The 25,490-nt window shown below is 70.7% G+C and carries 19 protein-coding genes and 1 tRNA gene; 7 read left to right on the top strand and 13 right to left on the bottom strand.

Features of this window, described 5'->3' with window-relative positions:
* Positions 1 to 19: 19 nt before the first annotated feature.
* The 6 genes from thrB to P696_RS0134180 form a co-directional block, all read right to left on the bottom strand.
* On the bottom strand, positions 20 to 928 hold the full coding sequence (thrB, locus tag P696_RS0134205) for a homoserine kinase (RefSeq protein ID WP_026415851.1): 909 nt from the start codon (positions 926 to 928) through the stop codon (positions 20 to 22).
* The gene (gene thrC, locus P696_RS0134200; protein ID WP_026415850.1) at positions 925 to 1,992 is read right to left on the bottom strand and encodes a threonine synthase; all 1,068 of its coding nucleotides are present in this window, start codon (positions 1,990 to 1,992) and stop codon (positions 925 to 927) included. The genes thrB and thrC overlap by 4 nt, the downstream gene beginning before the upstream one ends.
* A 99-nt stretch (positions 1,993 to 2,091) precedes the next feature.
* Complete coding sequence (locus P696_RS0134195; RefSeq protein WP_026415849.1) at positions 2,092 to 3,381, bottom strand: homoserine dehydrogenase; 1,290 nt, start codon at positions 3,379 to 3,381, stop codon at positions 2,092 to 2,094.
* Between the two features lie 20 nt (positions 3,382 to 3,401).
* Positions 3,402 to 4,796, bottom strand: a complete 1,395-nt coding sequence (gene lysA / locus P696_RS0134190) for a diaminopimelate decarboxylase (protein ID WP_026415848.1) — start codon at positions 4,794 to 4,796, stop codon at positions 3,402 to 3,404.
* Entirely contained in the window at positions 4,793 to 5,479 is a 687-nt protein-coding gene (locus tag P696_RS53255; RefSeq protein ID WP_170026663.1) for a DALR anticodon-binding domain-containing protein, read from the bottom strand. Before P696_RS53255 ends, lysA begins: the two co-directional genes overlap by 4 nt.
* Before the next feature lie 34 nt (positions 5,480 to 5,513).
* The gene (locus tag P696_RS0134180) at positions 5,514 to 5,873 is read right to left on the bottom strand and encodes a response regulator transcription factor (protein ID WP_026415846.1); all 360 of its coding nucleotides are present in this window, start codon (positions 5,871 to 5,873) and stop codon (positions 5,514 to 5,516) included.
* Between the two features lie 132 nt (positions 5,874 to 6,005).
* Here P696_RS0134180 and P696_RS0134175 point away from each other — a divergent pair.
* A tRNA-Arg gene (locus P696_RS0134175) sits at positions 6,006 to 6,077 on the top strand.
* A gap of 269 nt (positions 6,078 to 6,346) precedes the next feature.
* Here P696_RS0134175 and P696_RS0134170 read toward each other — a convergent pair.
* Together P696_RS0134170 and fusA are read right to left on the bottom strand one after the other, a co-directional pair.
* Positions 6,347 to 6,643: a hypothetical protein gene (locus tag P696_RS0134170; protein ID WP_034488310.1), complete on the bottom strand. Its 297-nt coding sequence runs from the start codon at positions 6,641 to 6,643 to the stop codon at positions 6,347 to 6,349.
* Positions 6,644 to 6,819: 176 nt separating this feature from the next.
* Positions 6,820 to 8,826 carry an elongation factor G gene (gene fusA, locus P696_RS0134165; protein ID WP_026415844.1) on the bottom strand — a complete coding sequence of 669 codons (2,007 nt, stop codon included), beginning with the start codon at positions 8,824 to 8,826 and terminating at the stop codon, positions 6,820 to 6,822.
* A gap of 605 nt (positions 8,827 to 9,431) precedes the next feature.
* Here fusA and P696_RS0134155 point away from each other — a divergent pair.
* A complete protein-coding gene (locus tag P696_RS0134155; protein ID WP_026415843.1) occupies positions 9,432 to 10,235 on the top strand; it encodes an SAM-dependent methyltransferase in 804 nt (267 codons plus the stop codon).
* 32 nt (positions 10,236 to 10,267) lie between these two features.
* On the opposite strand, the gene P696_RS0134150 is transcribed toward P696_RS0134155, so the two are convergent.
* Positions 10,268 to 10,957, bottom strand: a complete 690-nt coding sequence (locus tag P696_RS0134150; RefSeq protein ID WP_026415842.1) for a response regulator transcription factor — start codon at positions 10,955 to 10,957, stop codon at positions 10,268 to 10,270.
* 172 nt (positions 10,958 to 11,129) lie between these two features.
* Positions 11,130 to 11,375 (bottom strand): hypothetical protein, encoded by a 246-nt coding sequence (locus tag P696_RS0134145; protein ID WP_026415841.1) that lies wholly within the window; start codon positions 11,373 to 11,375, stop codon positions 11,130 to 11,132.
* 156 nt (positions 11,376 to 11,531) lie between these two features.
* On the opposite strand from P696_RS0134145, the gene P696_RS0134140 reads away from it, so the two are divergent.
* Entirely contained in the window at positions 11,532 to 12,893 is a 1,362-nt protein-coding gene (locus P696_RS0134140; RefSeq protein ID WP_245627924.1) for a HAMP domain-containing sensor histidine kinase, read from the top strand.
* 180 nt (positions 12,894 to 13,073) lie between these two features.
* Positions 13,074 to 14,402: an MFS transporter gene (locus tag P696_RS0134135; RefSeq protein ID WP_084338616.1), complete on the top strand. Its 1,329-nt coding sequence runs from the start codon at positions 13,074 to 13,076 to the stop codon at positions 14,400 to 14,402.
* 614 nt (positions 14,403 to 15,016) lie between these two features.
* Here the strand turns inward: P696_RS0134135 and P696_RS0134130 are convergent.
* Positions 15,017 to 17,086, bottom strand: a complete 2,070-nt coding sequence (locus P696_RS0134130; protein ID WP_342669051.1) for an nSTAND1 domain-containing NTPase — start codon at positions 17,084 to 17,086, stop codon at positions 15,017 to 15,019.
* A 69-nt stretch (positions 17,087 to 17,155) separates the two neighbouring features.
* Positions 17,156 to 17,332 carry a hypothetical protein gene (locus tag P696_RS56530; RefSeq protein ID WP_157430088.1) on the bottom strand — a complete coding sequence of 59 codons (177 nt, stop codon included), beginning with the start codon at positions 17,330 to 17,332 and terminating at the stop codon, positions 17,156 to 17,158.
* A 255-nt stretch (positions 17,333 to 17,587) separates the two neighbouring features.
* Here P696_RS56530 and fxsT point away from each other — a divergent pair, with 255 nt between their 5' ends.
* Entirely contained in the window at positions 17,588 to 20,167 is a 2,580-nt protein-coding gene (fxsT, locus tag P696_RS0134120) for an FxSxx-COOH system tetratricopeptide repeat protein (RefSeq protein ID WP_245627923.1), read from the top strand.
* Positions 20,168 to 20,203: 36 nt separating this feature from the next.
* Here the strand turns inward: fxsT and P696_RS59130 are convergent, their stop codons facing one another.
* A complete protein-coding gene (locus tag P696_RS59130) occupies positions 20,204 to 22,807 on the bottom strand; it encodes an FxsB family cyclophane-forming radical SAM/SPASM peptide maturase (RefSeq protein ID WP_084338614.1) in 2,604 nt (867 codons plus the stop codon).
* Between the two features lie 327 nt (positions 22,808 to 23,134).
* Here P696_RS59130 and P696_RS0134110 point away from each other — a divergent pair, with 327 nt between their 5' ends.
* Together P696_RS0134110 and P696_RS0134105 are read left to right on the top strand one after the other, a co-directional pair.
* Complete coding sequence (locus P696_RS0134110; RefSeq protein WP_051468497.1) at positions 23,135 to 23,968, top strand: class I SAM-dependent methyltransferase; 834 nt, start codon at positions 23,135 to 23,137, stop codon at positions 23,966 to 23,968.
* Between the two features lie 270 nt (positions 23,969 to 24,238).
* Positions 24,239 to 25,486: an extracellular solute-binding protein gene (locus P696_RS0134105; protein WP_026415835.1), complete on the top strand. Its 1,248-nt coding sequence runs from the start codon at positions 24,239 to 24,241 to the stop codon at positions 25,484 to 25,486.
* Positions 25,487 to 25,490: the final 4 nt, after the last annotated feature.

Below are 25,490 nucleotides of genomic sequence, written 5' to 3'. Positions count from 1 at the left end.
GGCCGCCCGCGGACGCGGGTCAGGTTAGGACTGAGGCGCCTTGGGGGGCGACACGCAAGGGGTGTATGTGCCACCCATTACCCACTTCACACGCGTTCGAATCAATCCGCGACGCGGATGTGAAGGCCAGGACAGTCGGCCCGGCTCCGGACACGACGGCCGGAACCCCCTGTTCGCGCAGCTTCCGGATCAACTCGGCGGACTCCGGCATGGCCGGGGCCCGGTACGCCTGGTGAAGCCGGTCCTCGCTGGCGGCGAGGACGGTGGCGTCGTCCAGGCCGCCGGTCAGGGCCGTGACCAGCAGCGCGGCGCGCGCGGCGTTCGCGGCGGCGTCGGCGTGCGGGACGGTCTCGGGCAGCAGCCCGCGGGCCTGCTCGGTCGCGAGCCGCGCGTCCGGGACGAACACGACGACCTCGCGGTCGAGATCGAGCCGGACGGCCCGGTCGTCCCAGGCGATCGTCAGCCCGCCGAGCAGGCAGGGCGCGACGTTGTCGGGGTGGCCCTCGATCCAGGACGCCAGCCGCAGGGCGGCCGCGTCGTCCATCGCGTCGCCGCCCGGATGCAGCGCCCGCGCGGCCAGGATGCCTGCGACGATCGCCGCCGAGGACGACCCGAGCCCCCGGCTGTGCGGGATGCGGTTCACGCAGCGCAACCGGACGCCCTTGCCGAGCCGGGCGGCCTCGTCCGCGCCCGCGAGCCGGTCGATCGTCTCCAGGGCGGCCCGGACGGTCGTGACGATCAGGTGCCGGTCGCCCCGGTCGGCGACGTCGGCCCCCTCCCCCACGACCTCGATGGAGACGCCGTCGCCGCCGAGCTCGACGGTCACCTCGTCGGTGAGCGTCAGCGCGACCCCCAGCGAGTCGAAGCCCGGCCCCAGGTTCGCGCTGGTCGCCGGAACCTCGACCGTCACGCCCCCCGGCCTGGTCATGCGAGGCCCAGGGCGGAGGCGGCGGCTTGGGCGTCGACCTTGACGGTGGTGGGGGCGGGGGCGCCGGCGATGGCCCAGTCCGGGTCCTTGAGGCCGTTTCCGGTCACGGTGCAGACCACGCGCGAGCCGCGCTCGACCACGCCCTGCTCGGCGGCCTGGAGGAGGCCCGCGACGGACGCGGCCGACGCGGGCTCGACGAACACGCCCTCCTCGGCGGCGAGCATCCGGTAGGCGCGCAGGATCTGGCGGTCGGTGACCGCGTCGATCGCGCCGCCGGACTCGTCCCGCGCGGCGATGGCGAGGTCCCAGGAGGCGGGGTTGCCGATGCGGATCGCGGTGGCGATCGTCTGCGGGTTCAGCACCGGCTCGCCTTTGACGAACGGGGCCGCGCCGGACGCCTGGAAGCCCAGCATGCGCGGGCGGCGCGAGGCGACGCCGTCACGGGCGTACTCGGAGTAGCCCATCCAGTAGGCGGAGATGTTGCCGGCGTTGCCGACGGGCAGGCAGTGCACGTCGGGCGCGTCGCCGAGGGCGTCGACGATCTCGAACGCGGCGGTCTTCTGGCCCTGCAGCCGGTACTTGTTCACCGAGTTGACCAGCGCGACGGGGTAGTCGACGGCGAGCTTGCGGGCCAGCTCGAGGCAGTCGTCGAAGTTGCCGTCGACCTGGAGCAGCCGCGCGCCGTGCACCAGCGCCTGCGCCAGCTTGCCCATCGCGATCTTGCCCTGCGGGACCAGGACGGCGCAGGTCATCCCGGCGCGTACGGCGTACGCGGCGGCGGACGCCGAGGTGTTGCCGGTGGACGCGCAGATGACCGCCTTCGCGCCGTCCTCGGCGGCCTTGGAGATCGCGACCGTCATGCCGCGGTCCTTGAACGAGCCGGTCGGGTTCAGGCCCTCGACCTTGAGGTACACCTCGCAGCCCGTCAGCTCGGACACCCGGGTGGCGGGCACGAGCGGCGTTCCGCCCTCGAGCAGCGTGACGACGGGCGTCGCCTCCGTCACCGGCAGCCGGTCACGGTACTCCTCGATGAGCCCACGCCAGGGACGGGTGGTCGCGTTCACAGTCGGTCTCCTTGTTGACCTGCGGTTATATCTAAATCCTAGGGGACCGGCCGACGCCTTTGTCGTCCGTGACGGGAGTTGTGGAAAACCCCGTCGCTTTTACACTTCGTCCGCTTCCACGCGCATGACGCTGGCCACCTGGCGGACGTCGTCCAGGCTCCGCAACCGCTCGACGGTGGCGGACAGCGCGGCGTCCGCGGCCCGGTGCGTCACGACCACGAGCTGGGCGTCCTCACCCGACCCGACCTGCCGGACGGCCTGGATCGACACGTCGTGCTTGGCGAACTCCTCCGCGACCGTCGCGAGCACGCCGGAGCGGTCGGCGACGTCGAGCTGGATGTAGTAGCGCGTGCGCGTCTCGCCCATGGGCAGGACGGGCAGCTTCGCGTAGGTGACCTCGAGCGGACCGGGCGTCCCGCCGCGCATGTTGCGCGCGACGGCCACCAGATCGCCCAGGACGGCGCTCGCCGTGGGAGCGCCTCCCGCGCCCGCGCCGTAGAACATCAGCGATCCCGCGGACTCGGCCTCCACGAACACCGCGTTGTACGCCTCGCGCACGCTCGCGAGCGGGTGCGACCGGGGGATCATCGCCGGGTAGACGCGGACGGAGACGCCGCGTCCGTTGCGTCCCTCCTCCGCGGGCACGCGCTCACAGATGGCCAGCAGCTTGACGACCGAGTTGCTCTCCTTGGCGCCCGCCACGTCCGCGGCGGAGACCTCCGTGATGCCCTCACGGTGCACGTCGGCGGCCGTGACCGGGGTGTGGAAGGCGAGCTGGGCCAGGATCGCGGCCTTGGCGGCGGCGTCGAACCCCTCCACGTCCGCGGTCGGGTCGGCCTCGGCGTAGCCGAGCGCCTGGGCCTCCTCCAGCGCCTCGTTGAACCCGGCGCCGTGCGTGTCCATCTGGTCGAGGATGTAGTTGGTCGTGCCGTTCACGATGCCCAGGACCCGGTGCACGTGATCGCCGACCAGGGACTCGCGCAACGGCCGCAGCAGGGGGATCGCCCCCGCCACGGACGCCTCGTAGTACAGGTCGACGCCGTACTCGCGCGCGGCGGCGAACAGGGTCGCGCCGTCCTCGGCGAGCAGCGCCTTGTTGGCGGTGACGACCGACTTGCCGGTCTTCATCGCCTCCAGGATCAGCGTCCGGGCGGGCTCGATGCCGCCGATCACCTCGATGACGATGTCCACGTCGTCCCGGGTGACCAGGCCCAGCGCGTCGGTGGTGAGCAGCTCGCGCGGCACTCCCTCGCGGACCCGCTCCGGCCGCCGGACGGCGATCCCCGCCAGTTCCAGCGGCATCCCGACACGCGCCGCGAGATCGCCCGCCTGCTCGAGCAGCAGCCGTACGACCTCGGTGCCGACGACGCCGCACCCCAGCAGCGCCACCCGCAGCGGCCCGCCCTGTTTCACGCCTCTACCTCCGCATCGAGCCGGAGCAGGTCGGCGTCGCTCTCGCGGCGCACGACGACCCGCGCCGCGCCGTCCCGCACGGCCACGACGGCGGGCCTCGGGACATGGTTGTAGTTACTCGCCATCGATCGACAGTACGCACCGGTCGCGGCCACCGCCACCAGGTCTCCCGCCGCCAGGTCGTCCGGAAGCCACAGGTCGCGGACGACGATGTCGCCGCTCTCGCAGTGCTTGCCCACGAGCCTGCTGAGCATGGGCTCCGCCTGCGACTCCCGGCTTGCCAGGACGCAGGTGTACTCGGCGCCGTAGAGGGCGGTGCGAAGGTTGTCGCTCATGCCCCCGTCGACGGACACGTAGGTGCGCAGCCCCTCGACGTTCTTGACCGTGCCGACCTCGTACAGCGTAATGCCGCCCGGACCGGAGATCGCCCGTCCGGGCTCGACCGTGAGCTTCGGCATGGTGAGCCCGTAGGAACGGCATTCGCGCTGGACGATGTCCCTGAGCGAATCGGCCATCGTCTTCGGATCGATGGGCTCGTCGCCGTTCGTGTAGGCGATGCCATAGCCGCCGCCGAGATCCAGCTCGGGCAGCTCGACGCCGTGCTCGTCCCTGATGGAGACGAGCAGTTCCGCCAGCCGGTGCGCGGCGACCTCGAAACCGTCCGGATCGAAGATCTGGCTACCGATGTGGCTGTGCAGCCCGACCAGCTCAAGGGTGTCCCGCAGTTCGAGAACGCGCCGGACGGCCTCCAGCGCGGCCCCGCTACTGCGCGAGAACCCGAACTTCTGGTCGTCGTGGGCCGTGGCGATGAACTCGTGCGTGTGCGCCTCCACGCCGGTCGTGACGCGCACCATGACCTTGGGTCGCCTACCCAGCTTCTCGGCCAGGTAGGCGAGCCGTGCGATCTCCTCGAACGAGTCGATGACGATGTGCCCGACGCCGACGGCCACCGCCCGCTCGAGCTCGTGCACGGACTTGTTGTTCCCGTGCAAAGTGATGCGTTCAACAGGGAAATCCGCCGCCAACGCGATGGCCAGCTCTCCTCCTGTGCACACGTCCAGACCCAGGCCCTCTTCCTTGAGCCACTTGGCCATCGCCACGCACAGGAACGCCTTGCCCGCATAGTGGACGTTGCCGTCATGGAACGCCGCCGCGTACTCACGCGCCCGCGCGCGCACGTCGTCCTCGTCGTACACGTACAGCGGGGTGCCGAACTCCTGGGCGAGGTCGCGGACGTCGACGCCGCCGACGGTCAGGGCGCCCTCGTCCCTGCGGGCGTGGTGCGGCCAGACCCGCTCGTCCAGCGCGTTGAGGTCGGCCGGGGGCGGCAGGGGGTGGTCTTCGGGGAGGACGTCGGCGTGACGGCCGCCGGCCGGGTGAACTCTGCTCATATCCGCTCTCTAGGGGTTTCGCCGATCATGGTGAGGCCGTTGCGCAAGGCGATGCCCGCCGCCGCCGCGATCGTCACACGGGACGCGTGCACCGCCGAGGGTTTCTCCTGCACCGGCAACGCCGGACAGCGCTCATAGACCGTGTGATAGGCGTCCGCCACCTCGACCAGCGCCTGCGCCAGAATCCGTCCGTCCCGCTTGCGGGCGGCGCTCCGCGCCCACCCGGGCAGCTCCCCCAACACCTGGATCAGCGACAACTCGTCCCCTGCGGGCTCAACCCGCCCACGCCGAATGCCGAAATCCTCGGCCCGCCTCTGAACGGCCATCGCGCGCGCATAAGCGAATCGCACCGAAAACCCTGGATTCTCGAAAACCCGAGGCCGGTCACTCAGCTCGACCGTCGGCACCTCGTCCACGACCCCGTAATCCGGATCGTCCACGATCGCCTCGGCGAGCGCCCCGGCCCGGACGCGCAGGATCACGAACCCCTGATCAACCTCGGCCGAAATCTCATCATGCGAGACGGCCTTTGCGACGTCTCCCGCGTCAAGCCCCAGCCTGAACGCCACGGGACTCGCGTAAACCCCCGCCCCCACGCAGCGCAGTGCGACGTCGCCGGGCTCTACGCCCGCGACGTCCCGCACGGCGTCCCGAAGCACGCCGCTCACCACCGCTGGAGTCACCCTCGCGAGACTATCCGACCACTATGCGGACACGTCACGCACCGGCCGCGAGCGTCCGCACCGTCTGAATCAGCCGGTTCGGATCGAACGGCTTGGTGACGTAGGCGTCCACCCCGATCTCATGCCCCCGCCGCACGTCATGCTCCTGCGCGCGCGCGGTGATCATCACGACCCGGATGTGCCGCGTCTCGTCGTCCTCGCGCAGCCGCACCGCCGTGACCCACCCGTCCAGCCGCGGCATCATCACGTCCAGCGTGATCACGTCCGGACGCACGTCCCGGACCTTGTCCAGGCAGTCCTGACCGTCCACCGCCGTGACGACCTCGAACCCCTCCAACTGCAGGTTCACAGCGATCAGCTGCCGAATCACCTCGTCGTCGTCGACGACCAGCACCCGTCCCAGTGGCTCGGTCACGCCCCCGAAGCTAGCCGACGTCCGATCCCCCCGCACCCCAAACAACCAGGTGCGCACCAGGCCCCCAACCCTGGTAGTCTTCTTCTCGCGCCGAAGAACACCGGGCGCAACGCCCCCTTAGCTCAGGGGATAGAGCAACGGCCTCCGGAGCCGTGTGCGCAGGTTCGAATCCTGCAGGGGGCACCTTTCCGGACCAAAGAAAACCCCGGTTGACCAGGCATCATGCCCGGCACGGGGGTTTTTTGTTTGTGTGGCCATGTGCCGCTGGAAGCAGCCGTTCGTCACCATCCGCGGAACATTCACGGAACGGCTTCCGCGCCTTTTCCGCAGGCCAGGAGAGAGAAAAGAGCCCCGGCACGGAACCGGGACTCCTCTTGGGCTGCCACCGGCCAGGACACCGGTCCATTCGGACGAACCAGTGCCCGGCCGGATGGTCCTCAGGCGAGGGGGGCTCAGCTCTTCTGGCAGTCCTGGCCATCGGCCCGGAGGCTGCCTTCGGCCCGGCCGGTCTTACAGGAGTACGACCTCTGGTTGCGGTCTTTGAGGGTGACGTTCGAGAGCGGACCCCAGTGGGTGGTGTTGCAGATCTGCCCGTGGACGTTCGTACCGTCCACGCCGAGCGAATCGCAGGTGATGGTCTCGGCGGCCTTGGGGCCGGGCTCAGCCGCCTGAGCCGACGCGGGGGTTGAGACGGTCTGAGTGAGCGCTGCTGCGACGACGGCGACCAAGGCGCCGGTACGACGTGCCATGAATCTCTCCCCGTGTTGAAGTGACCACCCTAAGTTACAAGAGAGAGATGGCGGTCGCCCCTGGGCCCTTGGGATCGCTCCAGACTTTCTCGCCGAACCTGACCGCTTGGGATCAACGACGGCGGCGCTCGCGCCGTTTGGCGCGAGCGCCGCCGCCTCACGGGTATCGGGTGGGGTTAGTTGCTCGGGGCTTGGGCGTAGGTGTGGAGGTGCATGGTGTAGGTGGCTCGGCCCTGGGTGAGGGTGCGGAGGGTGGCCACGTAGCCGAACATTTCGGCCAAGGGGATCTCGGCTTCGATGGTTCGGGTTCCGCGGTCGTCGGTCAGGGCTCGGACGCGGCCTCGGCGGGCGCCGAGGTCGCCGATCACGTCGCCGGTGTGGTCGTCGGGGGTGGTGATCTCGACGGCCATGACGGGTTCCAGGAGGACCGGGGACGCGTTCTGGGCGGCCTCGCGGAAAGCCTTGGACGCGGCGATGCGGAAGGCCAGTTCGGACGAGTCGACGTTGTGGAAGTCGCCGTCCAGGAGGGTCACGCGGACGCCGGTCATCTCGTGGCCGTGCAGGATGCCCGTGCGCATGGCCTCCTGGCAGCCCTCGTCGACGGCCGGGACGTACTCCCTCGGGACGCGTCCGCCCGTCACGCGGTTGACGAACTCATAGGTCGCGTCTCCTTCGGTGATCGGTTCGATGCGTAGTTCGACCTGGGCGTACTGGCCCTTGCCTCCGGTCTGCTTCTTCCAGGTCAGGCGGGCCGTGGCCTCGCGGGTGATCGTCTCGCGGTAGGCGACCCTCGGTCGGCCGACGTTGGTCTCGACGCCGAAGTCGTCCGCCAGGCGGGTGACCTGGACCTCGAGGTGCAGTTCGCCCATCCCGCCGATCAGGGTCTGGCCGGTGCGCGGGTCGGCGCGGACCTTGAAGGACGGGTCCTCCAGGGTCAGCACGCGCAGCGCGGTGGCCAGTCTCTCCTGGTCGGCGTGCGTTCGAGGCTCGACGGCCAGCTCCAGGACGGGCGCCGGGAACTCGATCGGGGCCAGCTCGACCGGGTGCGCCGGGTCGCACACGGTGTCGCCGGTCGTGGTCTCGCGGAGGCCGCGGACGGCGACGATGTCGCCCGCGACCGCCTCGGTGACCTCCTCGCGCCGGTCGGCCCGGATCCGGAAGATCTGGGCGACGCGTTCCCGCCGTCCGTGCCGGGGGTTCAGCACGGCCTGGCCCCGGACGAGCCGTCCCGCGTAGAGGCGGACGAAGATCAGCGCGCCGACGTGCGGGTCGGTCGTGACCTTGAACGCCAGGGCGCTGAACGGGTCGTCCCCGGCGGCCTCGGGAGAGGGCAGGTAGCGGACGACGGCGTCCAGGAGCGGCTGCACGCCCTTGTTCTTGAACGCGCTCCCGCACAGGACGGGCGTCGCCGCGTTCGCGAGCGTGAGGCGGCGGATCGCCGCGTGGACGTCGTCGGCGGACGGCTCACCGTTGAGATAGACCTCCGTGAACACCTCGTCGTGATCGGCCAGCGTCTCCAGGAGACGGGCGCGCCACCGGGCCGCCCGGTCCGCGTGCGAGGACGGGACGACGGTCGTCTCGTAGGCGTCGCCCGGCTCGGCGTCCGCGGGCCAGACCAGGGCCCTCATCGTGATCAGGTCGATCACTCCGCGCAGGCCGGGGCCCGTTCCGAGAGGCAGCTGGACGGGCAGCGGCACCGCGCCGAGACGATCGGCGATCATGGCGACGCAGCGCTCGTGGTCGGCGCCCACGCGGTCGAGCTTGTTGACGAAGCAGACGCGGGGGACGCCGTGCCGGTCGGCCTGCCGCCACACCGTCTCCGACTGCGGCTCGACCCCGGCGACGCCGTCGAACACCGCGACCGCGCCGTCCAGGACGCGCAGGCAGCGCTCGACCTCGATGGTGAAGTCGACATGGCCGGGCGTGTCGATGAGGTTGACCGTGTGGCGGACGCCGTCCAGCGTCCAGTGGCAGGAGACGGCGGCCGAGGCGATGGTGATGCCGCGGTCGCGTTCCTGTTTCATGAAGTCGGTGACGGCCGCGCCGTCGTGGACCTCGCCGACGCGGTGGGAAACGCCGGTGTAGAAGAGAATACGTTCCGTGGTCGTGGTCTTGCCCGCGTCGATATGGGCCATGACCCCGATGTTCCTGACGGTGGACTGGTAACGGTTCGTGGTGAGCATGGGGAAGGCCCTCCCTACCTGATCGACTGTTTCGGGCCGACACGAAACTAACCGTTGACTCAGCGTGAGGGCGAAAGGTTTTTCCGGGCCGTCACTTTCGGTGACGTCATTTCCGGCGGTGGCGTCTTCCGCCGTGGCGGCGGGTGACGCGGCCGGTCCTGGTCCACCACGCGGGCGGCTCGGGACCGAGGTGGCGCGCCGGTGGCTGGTCGGGGTGAAGTCCCAGCTCACGCAGGGCGGAAGCGCTCAGCCTGAGGGTGATCCAGCCGTGCCAGCGGCCGGTCTCGTCGGGGCCGCAGGCCAGATCGACGCGGATCTCGTGTTCCTCGAACGGGATCGAGAAGACGCCGCGGTCACGCAGTCAAGCGTGGACGGCGTCGGCCGGGCGCGGGGCGCCGGGGACGTTCTCCCACCCGGCGATCCTGATCCACTCTTCGTCCGTTGGCCGCTGCATGCCGTCCATCATGGGGGTTCTCCGGTGACGCTGGGAAGGCGTGGCGGGGAAATCCTCGCGGGGCTTTTCGTCCAGCGGAACTCGAAAGTCGGACGGCACGCGGCCGACGCACTAATGTGGGCGGGAACATTCGTGGGTGAAGGGAGTTGTCGTGGGCGGCTCTGACGTCGGGGGTTCGCGGATCGACTCGTCGGTGCCGCATTCGGCGCGGGTGTGGAACTACCTGCTCGGCGGCAACGACAACTACGAGGTCGACCGGGAGGCCGCGGAACGGTTCATCGCGACGTTCCCCGCGATCCTGGCGATCGCCCGGGCCGACCGGGCGTTCCTCGGGCGGGCCGTCCGGCACCTGGTCGCCGACCTCGGGATCCGGCAGTTCCTCGACATCGGGACGGGCCTGCCGACGATGGACAACACCCACGAGGTCGCGCAGGGCATCGCGCCCGAGACGCGGATCGTGTACGTCGACAACGACCCGCTCGTCCTCGTGCACGCGCGCGCCCTGCTGACCAGCACGGCCGAGGGCGCGTGCGACTACATCGAGGCCGATCTGCGCGACCCGGAGTCCATCCTGGAGCGGGCGGCCAAGACGCTCGACTTCGACCGTCCTGTCGCGATCATGCTGCTGGGGATCCTGCACTTCGTCCACGACATGGGCGACGCGCACGCGATCGTCCGGACGCTGCTGGACGCGGTGCCGTCCGGCAGCCACCTGGTCCTCACGCACTCCACGCTGGACTTCGACCCCGACCCGTCCGCGCAGGCCGAGGCGCAGAGCGACTGGAACGCCAAGTCCGCGAACCCGATGCGGCCCCGGTCCCGGGACGAGGTCGCCTCGTTCCTCGAGGGGCTGGACGTCCTGGAGCCGGGCGTGGTGTCGATGACGCGGTGGCGCTCGGCGTTCGAGGGCGCCGACAACGTCGCCGGGTACTGCGCGGTGGCCCGGAAGAACTGACCCGCGCGCCCGGCCCCCGTCCGAACCGGACGTCAGGCGGGTTCGTAGCGGTAGCCGCGGCCTCGCAGCGTGGTGATCGCGCGCGGGTCGGCGCCGTGCTGCGCGAGCTTGCGGCGCAGCGCGGAGATGTGCACGTCCAGGGTCTTGGTGGGGCCGAACCAGTTGACGTCCCAGACCTGGTCGATGAGCTCCTCGCGGGTCACCACCTCGCCCGCCCGGGACACCAGGCAGGCCAGCAGGTCGAACTCCTTCGGCCGCAGCGCGATCTCGGAGCCGTCGAAGGTGGCCCGGCGGGCGGCCAGGTCCAGGTTCAGGCTGCCGGACCCGACGAACCGCTCGTCCGCCCGGGACGCGTTGCTGCGCCGCAGGTGGGCGCGGAGCCGGGCCATCAGCTCGGTGAGCCGGAACGGCTTGGTCAGGTAGTCGTCGGCGCCCGCGTCCAGCGCCACGACGACCTCGAACTCCTGGGTGCGGGCCGTGAGGACGACGATGACCGTGTCGGTGAGGACCGAGCGCAGCCGCCGGCAGAGGGTGACGCCCTCCATGTCCGGCAGGCCGAGATCGAGCAGGATCAGGTCGGGGGCGCGCACGGAGACGCGCTCGAGCGCGTCCTTCCCCGTGGTCGCCCAGCCGGGCTCGTATCCCTGCGCGGCCAGGGCCTCGCCCAGCTCGGTGCCGATGACCTCGTCGTCTTCCACGACGAGCACGTATGGTCCCGCCATGCCACCTAGCGTAGGGGCGGCTAGGTTAGCGTGACGTTCACACCCGTACCGGGCGTTCACCCCGGTCAACATGAGGTCCCCGGTCAACGCGAGATCCCCGGACGCCGCGCGTCCGCCCGGCCCCGGCGGGGTCTCGGACGGCTCGGTGGTCACCTGCGCGCTCCGGGTCGTCCTACGCGGGCGCGTCGTGGCCGGATCCGGGCACCGGGCGGCTGACGCCGCCGCGCTCCGGGTGGCAGTAGGTGTTGCGTTCGGTCATCTGCAGGGTGTCGCTGACGGTGTCGACGACCTTGGACAGCCGCCCGCCGCTGTGCGGCTCGGCCTGGCAGGCGCTGGACAGGGGCGACCGGGCGGCGTGCCCGATGCCCAGCGAGGCCAGCAGCACCAGGGCGAGGACCCCTACGAGCACCTTGCGCATGTGACCTCCCGGGCACGTTCCGTCGCCGTTTCGCCGGACCAGGCTAGTCCCCTACGGGTGAGAAGTCCTTCCAACGGTGGTTATGGTGGCGTTTACCTTCGCCGCGAACCCGCCCGGATATCCTCCGGTCACCACCGGTGCCCAGGTGAGAGGGGGATGCCGATGCCGGTCCGGAACCCGGCCGGCGCCGCGAGCACGCCGCTGCGCCGCCAGCTCCTGGTCACCATCGTGGGCATCACCTCCATCGCCGTCCTCGTGCTCGCGCTGCTGCTCGCCGTCGCCGTCGACCGGCTGTACCACAGCGAGGCGATCACCAAGCTGGAGCGGGACGCCACCCGGGTCGCCGCGACCGCGCCGGACGACGAGGCGCACAACCCCCGTCCGTTCACCAAGCCCGCCGGGCTGAACGAACGCCTGGTCGTCGGGATCTACCGGGTCGACGGCAGCCGCATCGTCGGGGACGGCCCGGACGTCTCGCCGCTGGCGTCCGAGGCGGCCAACGGACGGCTGCACGAGTCGGTCGAGGGCGGCACCCTCACGGTCGTCGCGCCCATCCCGTCCGAGGTGGGCGTGACCTCGATCGCCCGCGTCGGCATGCCGCAGGACGAGGTGCACGACCGGCGCGACCGGTCCTGGCTGCTGATGGGGGTGTTCGCCGTGGTGGTCGTCGGGCTGGCCGCGGCGGCGGCGTTCTACCAGTCGCGCCGCCTCGCGCGGCCGCTGGAGCGGCTGACGCGCGCCGCCCAGGCGCTGGGCGACGGCGACTTCACCGTGCGCGCCGAGCCGTCCGGGGTGCGGGAGGCGGACGAGGCGGGCCGCGCGCTGGAGGTCACCGCCCGCCACCTCGGCTCGATGCTGGACCGCGAGCGGGCCTTCAGCGCGGACGTGTCGCACCAGCTCCGCACCCCGCTGACCGGCCTGCTGCTGGGGCTGGAGTCCGCGCTGGAGCGTCCGGGGGCGGACCTGACCGCGGCGATCCGCGCGGCCGTCCGGCGCGGCGAGCACCTGCGTGACATCATCGACGACCTGCTCCGCCTGGCCCGCGACGCCGGTCCCGACGCCGAGGTCCTGGACGTCCCCGAGCTGCTCGGCGGGCTGCGTTCCCGCTGGTCGGCGACCCTGACGGGGGTCGACCGCCCGCTGTCGGTCACCGCCCACGACCCGCTGCCGGAGCTGCACGTCAAGGCGTCGGCGGTCCGGCAGATCCTGGACGTCCTGGTCGACAACGCCATCTCGCACGGCGCGGGGCGCATCACCGTCGAGGCCAGCGACATCGGCGGCGGCCTCGCCATCGACGTCTCCGACGAGGGGCCGGGCGTCACCGACGACGCCGAGGACATCTTCGCCCGCCGGAGCTCGGCGTCCGCCGAGGGGCACGGAATCGGCCTCGCCCTCGCCCGCTCCCTCGCCGAGGCCGAGGGCGGACGCCTCGTCCTCCGCCGTCCCTCCCCGCCCATCTTCACCCTGCTGCTCCCGGCGGCCGAACCCCTCCATCCCATGGATCACCCCCATCCGTGAAATACCCCAGAGTTACATTTTCCGGCCTCTACTTCACCCTTGGTGAGCGCAATACCGGGCACCCTCTAGGCTGAGCTTCTGTTGGGCCGACCACGCGCGGCTTTTTGATCTGGCCGTCTGCGCGCGCTCATCCGTACCACCTTGTTGACCTGCACGGTCCCTTCTTCTTGGGCGACACAGATGGCGAAGGAACCGGACGGCTGGCGTTTCCGGTTCGGCCTGCTCTGGACGGGTTCGGCGGCCTCCCTGCTCGGCGCGATGAGCGTCACCACCGCGGCGCCTCTGCTCGCCTTCACGCTTACCAGATCGCCTACTTTTGTCAGTTATGTCGTTGCGGCCGGGACGGTTCCGAGCCTGCTGCTGCACATTCCCGCCGGAATGCTGGTGGACCGGCTGGACCACTGGTGGACGATGCTGCTCAGCCAGACCGTCCGGACGCTGGTGTCGCTGGCGGTCGTGCTGACCCTCGCCGCCGGGGTGTTCCGGCCGCCCGTCCTGATCGTCGCCGCGCTCGTCAGCGGGACGTGCACGACCTTCTACAACGTCGCCGAGGTGACCGCCGTCCCGAGCGTCGTCCCGGCGGAGCACTTCCAGCGGGCGATGGCGCAGAACGAGGGGCGGGCGAACGGCGCGATGCTGCTCGGACGGCCCCTGGGCGGCGTCCTGCACGCGGCGGGCACCGGCTTCCCGTACGCCGCGGACGCCCTGTTCGGGCTGGCGTCCACGGCGGCGATCCTGACGCTGCGGTCCGCCGGGCTCCGGGGGCGCTGGAACCATGCCCGTCCGCTGCGCGCCGATGGGCCGACCGATGCGTCCAGGGTGCGATCCGAGCTCCAGCGAGGCGGGTCGCTCGTCGCCGAGATGCTGGAGGGGTTGACGTGGCTGTGGCGGTACAGGTTCCTGCGCTCGACGCTGATCGCGTGCACGGCCACGAATCTGCTGTTCCAGGTCGTCACCTTGCTTCTGGTCGTGCGCGCGCGTGAGGCGGGCCTTCCGCTCGCGATGGCAGGGGTGCTGCTCGCCGCGCCCGGCTTAGGCGGGTCGTTCGTCTCCGGATATGTGGCGGTCACGCGGCGACGCCGTTTCGGACGCCGTCCGATCAAGCTCGTCAAGCTGTGCATGTGGGCCTGGCTCGGGATGACCACGCTGCTCGCGGTCTTCCCCTGGGCCGGCGTCTGGATGGTCGCGTGGGGCGGCGTCGGGTTCGTGGGGGCGCGGCTGAACATCGCGTTGTCGACCTACCAGGCCAGCCGCACCCCTCCTGAGCTGCGTGGACGCGTCGCCGGGACGAACCGGTTCGTGACCCTCGGGATCGCGCCCATCGGCACGATGTGCGGCGGGGTCGCCATCACCGCGGTGGGCGCTCTCGCCGTCGCGTGGGCGGTCCCGATCGCCATCGCCGCCACCGGCGTCCTGCTCTGGGCGGCCCGGCGGGCGCGCGTCCTCCGGCTTCGGCGGCGGCTCCGTCACGGGACGGTACGGAAGGCGGCCGTGCCCGCTCGGGTATGAGGGACGAACCTGTCGGGGACGGTTCCGTGAGGGTGCGTCCTATGTCGCTCATGCGGCGCTGGAGTTCCTCGTCCACGGCACCGGCGCTGCGCGGGTCCTGCTTCCCGGCGTCACCGAGACCGTGCAGCCAGGCCCTGCGAACCTCGGCGCGCAGGGCGTCCACCGGTTTCACCAGGTCCGTCCTGTGGCCGACGGCGTCGAGGAAGCCCTGGATCTCGCGGACGGCCGTCCGGTACTCGGAGGAGACGCGGCGTCCGCCCGCCAGCTCCTCGTCCTCGCCGAGGGCTCCGAGGGAACGCAGGCGTTCGCAGAGGCGGACAGTCACCCCGAGGTCGACGACGGCGTTGTCCATGCTCCGCAGGGCCTCGCGGACGCGCTGGTCGGCGGCGTCGGACTGCTCGTCACGCCGGGCGTCGGCCGCGCGGCGACGCTCGTAGGCATGACCCAGGCGGGCCGTGACGACGCCGACGACCGCGGTGAGCGTTCCGGTGAGGACGGCCGTCCCGCCCGTCACCAGCGCGGTGGCAGTGGACCCCATGCCTTGATCCTCCGTCCGGGGCGGACGGCGCTCAGCGTCACATGCCACACTCCCCGGACCCGGCGTCCGGGGTTCCTCACACGTCCGCCAGCAGACGCCAGGCCTCGGCGCGCAGGTGCTCGGGCAGCGGCGGGTGCCGGGCCTCGACCGCGCGGGTCGCGAGGTCGGTGGCCGTTCCGGTGTCGCCGGTCATCAGCTCGACCTGCGCCGCGCGGTACAGCGCCGGGCCGCTCTCCGCGCCCGCCACGACGACCTCGCCGATCTCCGCGCGGGCCGCGTCCAGGCGGCCCCGGCGCGCGAGCGCCAGCGCGCGGGCCGCGCGGGCGGCGGGGTCGGCGGACCGGCCGAGCCGGTCCAGGTCGCGCAGCGCCGACTCCGACTCGCCCCGGTCGGCGCGGATCTCACCGCGGATCTCCAGGGCCTCGTGGACGTCGCCGTGCCGGTTGAGCACGCCGCTGAGCACCGCGAGCGCCGCCTCGGGACGTCCGGCCCGCCACAGCATCCGGCCCAGCCCGACCTGGACGGACGCGTCGCCGGGGGCCAGGTCGGCCCCGCTGCGCAGCAGCGCGACGCCGCGTTCGACGTCACCGGCGGCGAACCGCGACCAGCCCTCGGCCGCGAGCTGCCGGACGACGGCCGCGCTGTCCTCGATCGTCTGGAGGAGCTCGCCCGCGCGCTGGTGGCAGCGGGCCGCCTCGTCGTAGCGTCCGTGCAGGTAGGCGATGTTGCCGAGGACGGTCTGCACGTCCGCCTGGAATCCGGCGTCGGTGCCCGGGTCCCCCGCGGCCGACCCGGCGAGTCCCCGCGCGAGCAGCGCCTGCCCGGCGGCCAGCGCCGCCTCGGCCGCGCGCAGGCGATGCCAGGGGCCGGTGTGGTACCTGCTGCGCCTCGGCCGCTCCCCCAGCCGTTCGAGGGCGAGGGCGAGGTCGGGATGCTGCAGGACGTCCGTCACGGAGTCGCCGGACGGCACGGTGTCACCGGTCGTGATGGTGTCGCCGGTCGTCGAGGTGTCGCCGGTGCGGACGCTCCGCACCAGGTGCGCCTCCCTGAGCAGGTGCCGCGCGGCGGCGGACGAGGCGGGGCGGCCCCGTGCCCGCTCTCTGGCGGGAGCCGCGGCGTCCTTGGGATCCGACGGGATCTCGGCGGCCCGGCGCGCGACCTCCTCGGGCGCGTGCTCCCACGTCCTGAGCGTCCGCCACTCGGTTTCGGAGATCGCGCCCGCGGAACGGGCTGCGGCGTCCAGGTCGTCCGTGACGCTGTCGACGGTCGCGGTGCACAGGTCGGCGAGGATGTCGTCCAGGTTGGGGAGCAGGCGTCCGGGGATGGTCTCGTCGGTGTCGGCGAGGCGGCCCCAGAGGGTTCGGCACGCGGCCTGGAGGAGCACCGGTTCCACGAGCGCGTCCTCGTGCCCGGCGCTCAGCTCGTCCACCAGGCGTTCGGCCGCGCCGTCCTCGAACGGGCGGCCCGCCCGCTGCGCGGGTTCCGCCACGGCGGTCAGGGCCCCGCTCCAGGTGAGCGGCCCGAGGCGCATCTCCGCGACCGGCAGGTCGTGCCGGGCGACGGCGTCGATCAGGTGGTCGGCCCCCTCCTCCCGGGCGGAGAGCAGCAGCCGGACGCTCGGATCGGCTGCCACGGTCGCGAGGACTTCATGAAGGCCGGTCTGTTGGCGGAACAGTACGCGGCCGGTGAACCAGCGTTCGGCGCAGTCGATCGCGAACAGGGTCGGACGCCGTTCGCCGAACCGGCCGCGTCGCTTGGTCTGGTGCGGGAACGCGGCCACGGGAATGGTCTCGCCGGGCTCCTCCCGCCACGCGGCGAGCAGCGCCAGCAAATACGGATCAGACTCCGGAAACGCCGCGTTCGGCAGGACCCGTCCCTGCGGCGGGACGGCCAAGGGGCCGACGTCCGCGACGGGGACGAGGTCGTGCCGGGTGTCTCGCAGGAGCGGGATCACACCTGCGTTGATCAGTGAGGTCCGGCCACAGCCGCTCGGCCCGCGCAGCACCGTGACGGGACGGTGCGTCCAGAGATCGGCGAGTCTCTGTGACTCCTGGGCACGGCCGAAGAATCGGTGTCCCTCAGCATCGGTGAACGGCCTTCGCCCCGGATAGGGGTTTGGGTCGTGGCGGGACGTGAGCTTCTCCACGTCGCCCACTCCCTCGCCCGACGTCCTTCTAACTGTCGGAGCCCAGCTCGATATCACGGATCGGGCGCGTCACTCGTCGCCGAGGTAGGCGCTGAAGTTCGCGCACACCACCGCCGGCTTGCGCACAGGCTTGAGCAGGGTCTCGATTTCTTCGGCGAGAACCGTCCCGCCCAGGCCGCTCAGCTCCTCCAGGGAAGCCCCGGAGAGATCCGGCAGGTCGCTGCGGAAATCCACCTCGTCGCGCATCGGAAGACTCCTTGCTCCGGCGGTCGGGGCTCATCTGTGATTCTGCATGTTCCCTGCAGGCCGTGGGGCAACCTGACCACATCGCGCCATTATGCTGTCCGGCATTGCCACCCTGCATTGCGCGAGAGACCATGCGCCCTTCACCATAGTCTCACCTGACCAATCAGGTGAGACCGGCGCCGTGGCCGGGCAGCCTCTGGCGGCATAGGATGCGAAGCGAGATCAGTGGTGCGACCACGTGCGGAGGCGAGCCGCGTGAAGGATTCCATCGACGCCACCCCGATAACCGCAGGAGTCCCGCGCATCTGGGGCACCAAGGTTCCCGCACGCAACCACAATTTTACCGGGCGCAAGGATTTGCTGTCCTCCCTACGGGAGAGCATCAGTAATAATGTCGCCGCAGCGGTAGTGCCATATGCCCTACACGGGATGGCCGGAGTCGGCAAGACGCAGCTCGCGATTGAGTACGCCCACCGCTTCCGCTCCCAATACCAGCTCGTCTGGTGGATTCCGTCCGCGCAGGAGAGCCTCGTCCGCGCCTCACTCGCCGGGCTTGCACCTCACCTGGGCCTGCCGCCCGCCAACAAGGTCGGCGTGGAGGAGGCCGCCAACTCGGTCCGTCAAGCCCTGGAACGTGGAGAACCTTATGGCCGCTGGCTGCTGATCTTCGACAACGCAGACGAACCGGAGGACATCTACTCATTCGTACCTCAGGGCCCCGGCGACGTCCTCATCACCTCCCGTAATCCCAACTGGAAAGGGCGCGGGCGCGTCGCCACAGTCGAGGTGGACGTCTTCTCCCGAGTGGAGAGCGTCGAGTTCCTCAGTCGGCGGCTGCCCGGCGCGCTCGTTGACGAGGACGCCTCCCGCCTCGCCGACGAACTCGGCGATCTCCCGCTCGCGTTGGAGCAGGCGGCGTCGCTCCTACAGGAGTCCGCGATGTCGGTGAGGGATTACCTCTCCCTGCTCCACGACCGGATCGGCGACCTCCTTCTGGAAGGCGAAGCGAGCGAATATCCGCGTCCAATGACGGCAGCGTGGCGGCTTGCGGTAGAGGAGCTGGAACGGAACTATCCGAACGCTGTCTCGCTGTTGCGCTGCTGCGCTTTCTTCGGACCGGAACCTTTCCCGCGAGACGTCTTTCGAGCCGCTCCCAAAGGCGTGTCGCCTGAGTTGGCAGAGATCCTTGCCGACTCCATCGAGACCAGCCGTGCCATCGCGGGCCTGCGCAGGTACGCCCTAGTACGGGTGGAGATCGAAGGAGACAACCGCACGATCCAGATGCACCGACTTATTCAGGGTCTCGTCCGCAACGCATTGTCAACGGAGGACAAGGCACGCTATCTCTCGGACGTCCACCTGCTGCTCGCCGAAGCGACCCCCAAGGACCCCGACCAGACCGAGTCCTGGCGGGATTTCGGCGCCCTTTACGGCCATATTCACCCGACTGCTGCTATCGACAGCACTGATCCAAGGGTTCGCGCGATGATCCTGGCGTTCGCGCGCTACCTGTACGTGTCGAGTGATCAGGCAGGCGGAGCCAGCTTTACCAAACGGGTTCAAGACCATTGGCGGCTAACCTCGCCGCCGGACGATCCCGACGTCCTGGCAGCACAGCGTCTGCGCGCCATTCTCATCCGGGAACGGGGTCAGTACGCCGAGGCATACATGATCAACCAGGAAGCTCTACGCACCATGCGGGCCAGTGGCCGTGACGACGACGCGTTCCGCGACCTGCTACTCGCCGTGATCGACAGCAGCGGTGCCGACCTGCGCGCCCGCGGCGACTTCCGACAAGGGCAGGAACAGGGTGAGCTCTCGCTACGCGAGCATGAGCGCTTCTTCGGACCGGGCCACTTCCGCACCCTCCGCGCGATGAACAATCTGGCGCTCGACCATGGCCTGGTCAGCGACTACGTGAAGGCGCGAGATCTCCAGGAACGCTGCTACCGGGCGTCCTCCGGACGGCCACGTCCCCAGGGCGTGAGCGCCATGGAGGAGGCCCTGCGGCTGAACGGTCTCGCCCGAGCCGTCCGGCTCCTCGGGGATTTCCGGGACGCGATGGACTTCGGCGAGGACGCGCTCGCCCTCGCCACCGAACAACTCGGGCTGGAGCACGCGGTGACGGTCCGCGCGTCCACCGACCTTGCGATCGCCAGGCGCCGCGCCGGCCGCTACCAGGAGGCGTTGGAGCTCGCCAGGGAAACCCATGACCGGTGCCTGCGCGTATTCGGCCCGATCCACCCTGACACGCTCGCGTCGGCGACCAATCTGGCGAACACCTACCGGACCGTGAACACACAAGATGAGGCGCTGAAGTTGGCAAAGAGCGTCGCCGACCTCTACCCGGACATGTTCGGTCCAACGCACCCCTACGTCTTCGGCGTCCAAGGAAACCTGGCGCTGCTGCACCGGGTCCGCGGTGAGACGACGACGGCTCGGTCAGTTAATGAGAAGGCCCTTGACGGACTGGAAGCCAGGCTCGGCCGCGACCATCACTATTCACTGACCATCGCCACCAACCTCGCCAGTGACCTCGCTGACCTGGGCGACCTCGACAGCGCGATCGCGCTTGGCCGGGACACGATGCGGCGGCTGCGGTCACTGCTCGGCACGGACCATTTCATGACGCTGGCGTGCGCCGCGAACCTCTCAGCCGATCTGGAGCGCGAGGGCCGAGAGCAGCGAAACGACGCCCTCCAGCAGGAGGGCGAGGAGTTGTACGAGGACACGATCCACCGGTACGCGCGGGTGCTCGGCCTCAACCACCCAGACGCGGTCGTCGCAGCCGAGCGACGCCACCTGGACTGCGACTTCGACCCGCCACCAATCTAGGCTGCACTGTCCGGCGAGTCAGGCAGCGCCACCGGCCTAGAACAGCGGGCGGAGGTCGCCGTGCCGCCCCCGCCAACGCTCGCGATGCCGGGCCGCGATGGCGCGAGCGAGGTCGAGCGCCGCAGTCGGGACGGGTTCGCGCCGCCATGCGCGCAACGTACGGTCCATCTCGGCGACGAACCGCTCGCCCTCAGCGGTCAGCCTGCCGCTGCGTATGAGAACACCGGTGACCAGCGCAGACGCGTCACGCCACCGCGCGAACTCGGTGTGTGCGTGCAACGCTGCGGCACCGTGCTCGTGGTGGCGCTGCCTGCGCCAGAATCCGGCGACGCCGAGGTGCGCGTACGCGCCGGTGAGCAGTCCGGCCGCCGGGCGCGGGTCGTCTCGCCAGGGCGCGTAGTGAAGACCGCCATCGTCCGCCTTGGCGAGGGGGATCGCGTCGTTCAACGCACCGAGTTTCGCGTGCTGAACTTCGTGGGCGAAGGCCACGGCGAGGTCCCGTTCGTCCTGCGGTAAAGACGTAAACACGACGCCGAAAGCCTCGTGGGCGGTGGCACTGCTCATTCCCCGCTCCGAAGGGGCGATGGGGGTGAGGACGCGGAGGGTGCGGGCCGCCTCCTCGGCGATCGTCCAGTGGCGGCGGACGAGCAGGCGCCACGCTCCGCGCAGGATGTCCCGCCACTGCTCGGTCTCCTCGGGGGTGAGGCGCGGCATCGGGTCGCCGCCGACGGAGCGGAGGGGGTCGCAGTCGTCCAGGAGGAGGCGCAGGGCCATGCCGTGGTACTCGGCCTCGAGCGTGCGCAGGCCGTGCCAGCCGGGGGCGTCGCGGTGCGGGTCCTCGCCGGGCAGGACGGTCGTGCCCGCGCCGGACGAGATCGTGACCGGGCCCTCGGGGGCGGCGCGGACGACGCCGGGCCCGGCGAAGGGGACGGCCATGCCGAGGGACGGCAGGAACAGGCCGTCCGGGCCGCCGGCGACCTCGACCGGACGCGGGTCGCGGGCGTGGATCGCCGCGGCGGCGGCCAGCGCGCCGATCGGGTCGGTGTCGGCGCCCGCGGAGGCGACGGCGTGCGCCCAGACGCCGACGGACGGGTGGTCGAGGACGACGCGGACGGCGTCCGGCGCGCGGCCCTGGATGTCGGCGAGCAGCGCGTACGCCTGGCGCGCGCGGGCCTCGCGTCCGGGGTCGCGTGACCTGGCGGCCTCGCGCACCCAGCGCAGGAGCAGCAGGCGTTTGGACCGCTGAACGCGCCACAGCTCGTCCACGGCGTAGGCCCCGCCGCCGCCTTGGGCGAGACCCGCGAAGACCTTCTCGGGGAGGGACAGGCGTTTCAGTTCCGGCCGCATCGGTTCGCTCCTCGTCCGTGCGTCTCCCACCTGCGCTTGTCGGGTCCGCGCTCGTCCGGCTCTCGCGGCCTCGTCCTTCGCGCGCGCGAGGTCGCGGGCGACGGCGTCGCGGACGTGGCTGACCAGCCGGAACAGGTCGCGGCAGTAGACGGACGGGTTCTGGAAGCCGCTGCCCGCCCGGTACCTGTGGACGTATTGGCCGCCGCCGCAGATCCGCCCGACCCGGCAGGCGCGGCAGGTCGCGGACAGGGCGTCCGCGCCGATCTGCCGGGCGGCGGTCGAGGGCAGGGCGAGCGCGGCGTCGAAGCCGTCCCGGCCGACGTGCAGGCCGGTCGCGGCGGCGCCCTCGTAGGCGGACTTGAGCGTGTCGACCTGCTCGACCGTGCCGTCCGTCTCGACCACGACCATCGCGGCCGGGGACAGCCCGACCATCTCGCTCGCGGACGGACGGCCCAGGCTCAGCGCGATGAGCTCGCGGAACAGCCGGACGTGCGTCTCCCGGCGCGGCGCGGCCGTCCAGCGGTCGAAGACGGCGGTCAGCCAGTCGCCGTAGGGGGCGTCCGGGGCGGCGGGGTCGCGTCCCGGCGGCGGAGTGTCCCAGTTGCCGTGCGGAAGCAGGAAGTCGACGGCGGGCGGACGGAACCGGAGCAGCGCCTCGTAGGTCTCGACGGGCGGGTTCGCGAGGTCGATCGTGGCGAGGAGGCCGCCGAACAGGTGGCGGTACGGCTCGGCCGTGAGCCTTTCGAGTCCGGCGGCCGTCTGCGCGTAGCTGCCCCGGCCGTTCGCGTGCAGCCGGTGCCGGTCGTGACCGCGTTCGTCGCCGTCCAGGCTGACGCTGACCCGGATGTCCAGCTCGTCGAAGAGGGCCAGGAACGTTTCGTCCAGCAGGACGCCGTTCGTCTGGACGCCCACCCGCACGCGCGCGCGAGCTCCGACCTCCTGACGGACGGCCACGACCGCGTGCCGGATCAGGTCGGGCCCGGCGAGCAGCGGTTCACCGCCGTGCAGGATCACCTCGATGTCGGTCAGCCCGTGCGCGCGGACGTGTTCGCCGATCCGCCGCGCGGTGGCGTCCACGACCGCGCCGCTCATCCTCCGGGGCTGTTCCCGCCACCCCTGGTCGGCCATCTCGTAGACGTAGCAGTAGTCGCACGCCAGGTTGCAGCGACTGTGGACCTTCAGGATGAACTGGCGGAACGGGGTCGGCCGCCAGCCGGACTCCCGCAGCGCCGCGAGGCCCGCCGCGAAGTCCGGGGAGCCGGGCCACTCGCCTCCGTCGGTGCGAGCCGCCACGCCGATCAGCCCCCAGGGTTGGTCCGGGCACGGTGCGACGCCGGACGGCCCAGCACCTTTGTCCGGATATGTAAGCAGTCTTCAAGATCAACAAACCCGTCACTCCGGCCACATGCGGGCAGCCCGGACGCGTCCTTCGACGCGGCGGGTTCCGAATCCGTCGCCCCCGGCCCCGCGACACCGCACCGGCTCCGGGGCGACTCCAACACCGCCCCGAATTGCCTTTCAATGGTTATCGGGAATTTATTTTCGACTGCTATGATTGCTTTAATCGCCCACATCAGCGATTTAGCATCTCCGCCGGGACGATTTTCGGGAGGCGGAGAGATGCGGGACGGAACGGCGAGCCGGACGGCGATGATGGTGGCGGCCGCGCGGGCGGCCCACCTGGCGGTGGACGGGGAACCGGCGATTCTGCGGGACGACGTCGTGGCGGCACTGCTCGGGGACGCGGCGGACGAGCTGGTCGGATACCACCGGGCGCATGGCGACCATGTCGTCCTGTGGGGGACGCGGGCGCTCGGGGTGACGCGGAGCCGCTTCGTCGAAGACCGGATCGCGGCGTCCGGAGTCGAACAGTACGTGCTTCTCGGAGCGGGGCTCGACACGTTCGCCTTCCGGAATTCGGACGTCCGGGTATTCGAGGTGGATCACCCTGACACGCAGGCATGGAAACGGGAGCTGATCTCGACGGCGGGGCTCGCCGTGCCGGAGGGGCTGGAATTCGTCCCGCTCGATCTGGAGCGCGGCGGGTTGGCCGAAAGGCTTGCGGCGGCGGGGTTCGATCCCCGGCGGCGGACGCTCGTGGGGTGGCTCGGGGTGAGTGTTTATCTGTCCCGGGCGACTGTTGAGACTACCGTCCGCGCGGTCGCCGGGCTCGGGGCCGAGCTCGTCATGGACTACATGGTCCCGCCCGGGCTGCGGGACGGGATCGGGCGCGAGTACGGGGCGTTCGCCGACCAGGCGGTCGTGGAGAGCGGCGAGCCGTACCGGACGTTCCTGACGCCCGACGAGGCCGAGGCGCTCGTGGCGGAGTGCGGGATGAGGACCCGCGCGCACGTGGGGATGGAGGACGCCGTTCCGGCCGGGACGTGGCGCCGGGACGACGTCCTGCGACCGTTCGTGTTCTCCCGGATCCTGGACGCCACCGCGCTCACCTGAGGTGCTCGAGGCAGCGGCGGGGACGCAATCGCGGTTAGGTGCCGGGCCGCAACCCCGGGAGGACGGCGGCCGGAGACCGGACCAGTCCTGCGTACGGCACGTACCAGCACAGACCAGGGCAAGAGAGCCGATAACGGTTGAGACTCGTGGGTAAGTGGACTCTTGAACTGGTACGGACCACCTCTTATCGTCGGGCCACGCGCGTTTCTGCTCATAGGGCATTCGTACCGCGCACATTCTTTCAATGTGCGCGGAGAAGGCGGGGACCAGATGAAACGGCATCTCACGGTCGCCATCGCCGCGGGTCTCACGGTCGCCGTGGGCGCGAGCGGCTGCGGCAAGGGAAGCTCGTCGAGCGACGGCGGGTCCGACAAGACGATCAAGTTCGTCGCGGCCATCTACGACGACAACACCAAGGGTTACTGGGACGGCCTGATCAAGGACTTCGAGGCCAGGAACTCGGGGTACAAGGTCGACCTGGAGATGGTCGACTGGACGCAGATGGACGCCAAGGTGAAGACCTACGTCCAGACCAAGCAGGTCCCCGACGTGCTGAACTACAACGCGTTCTCCGACTTCGCGCGGGACGGCCTGATCTACCAGGCGTCCGACGTGGTGTCGCCGAACACCCTGAGCGACTTCTCCCCGACCTTCGTGGACCAGGCCAAGTACAACGGCACGCAGTACGCGCTGCCGTTCATCTCCAGCGCCCGGCTGATGTTCTACAACAAGGACCTGTTCAAGAAGGCCGGCATCAACGACGCGCCCAAGACGTGGGCGGACGTGAAGGCCGACGCGCAGAAGGTCAAGGCGGGCGGGGCGATCGGCTACGGCCTGCCGCTCGGGCCCGAGGAGGCGCAGGCCGAGTTCTACTCCTGGGCGATGAACAACAACGGCGGCTGGGTCGACGCGTCCGGGAAGTGGGCGATCGACCAGCAGGCCAACGTGGACACGCTGAACTTCCTCAAGGACCTCAACAAGTCCGGGCTGACCCAGCCGAACCCGGAGAGCACCGACCGCAAGACGGTGTTCAACCAGTTCGCGCAGGGCCGGGTCGGCATGTCGATCGGCGGACCGTTCACCCGCGCCGGGTTCATCGACCCGGTCAACAAGAACCTGAACTACGGCATCGCCCCGCTGCCCAGCAAGGACGGGACCGCGCACAACACGCTCGGCGTCATGGACGTCCTCGCCGCGTTCAAGAAGAACGACGGCAAGAACAAGGAGGCCGTGAGGAAGTTCCTCGACTTCTTCTACACCAAGGACAACACCAGCAAGTTCCTCAAGCTGGAGAACTTCCTGCCGGTGACCAAGTCCGCCGGTGACGCGCTGAGCGCCGACCCGTACTTCAAGCAGTTCGTGGACGCGCTGCCCACCAGCAAGTTCGCCCCGACGAGCAACCCCGCGTGGAGCGCGGTCGCGGGCGCGGTGAAGCAGCAGCTCGGCACGGCCGTCGCGAGCAAGGACCCGAAGGCCGTCCTCGGCGACATCCAGAAGACCGCCGAGAAGGCCGGCTGATCGA

This window comes from Actinomadura oligospora ATCC 43269, from assembly GCF_000518265.1.
GTDB lineage: Bacteria > Actinomycetota > Actinomycetes > Streptosporangiales > Streptosporangiaceae > Spirillospora > Spirillospora oligospora.
The sequence above is the reverse complement of the archived record's forward strand: the minus strand, read 5'-3'. Positions and strand labels throughout refer to the sequence as shown.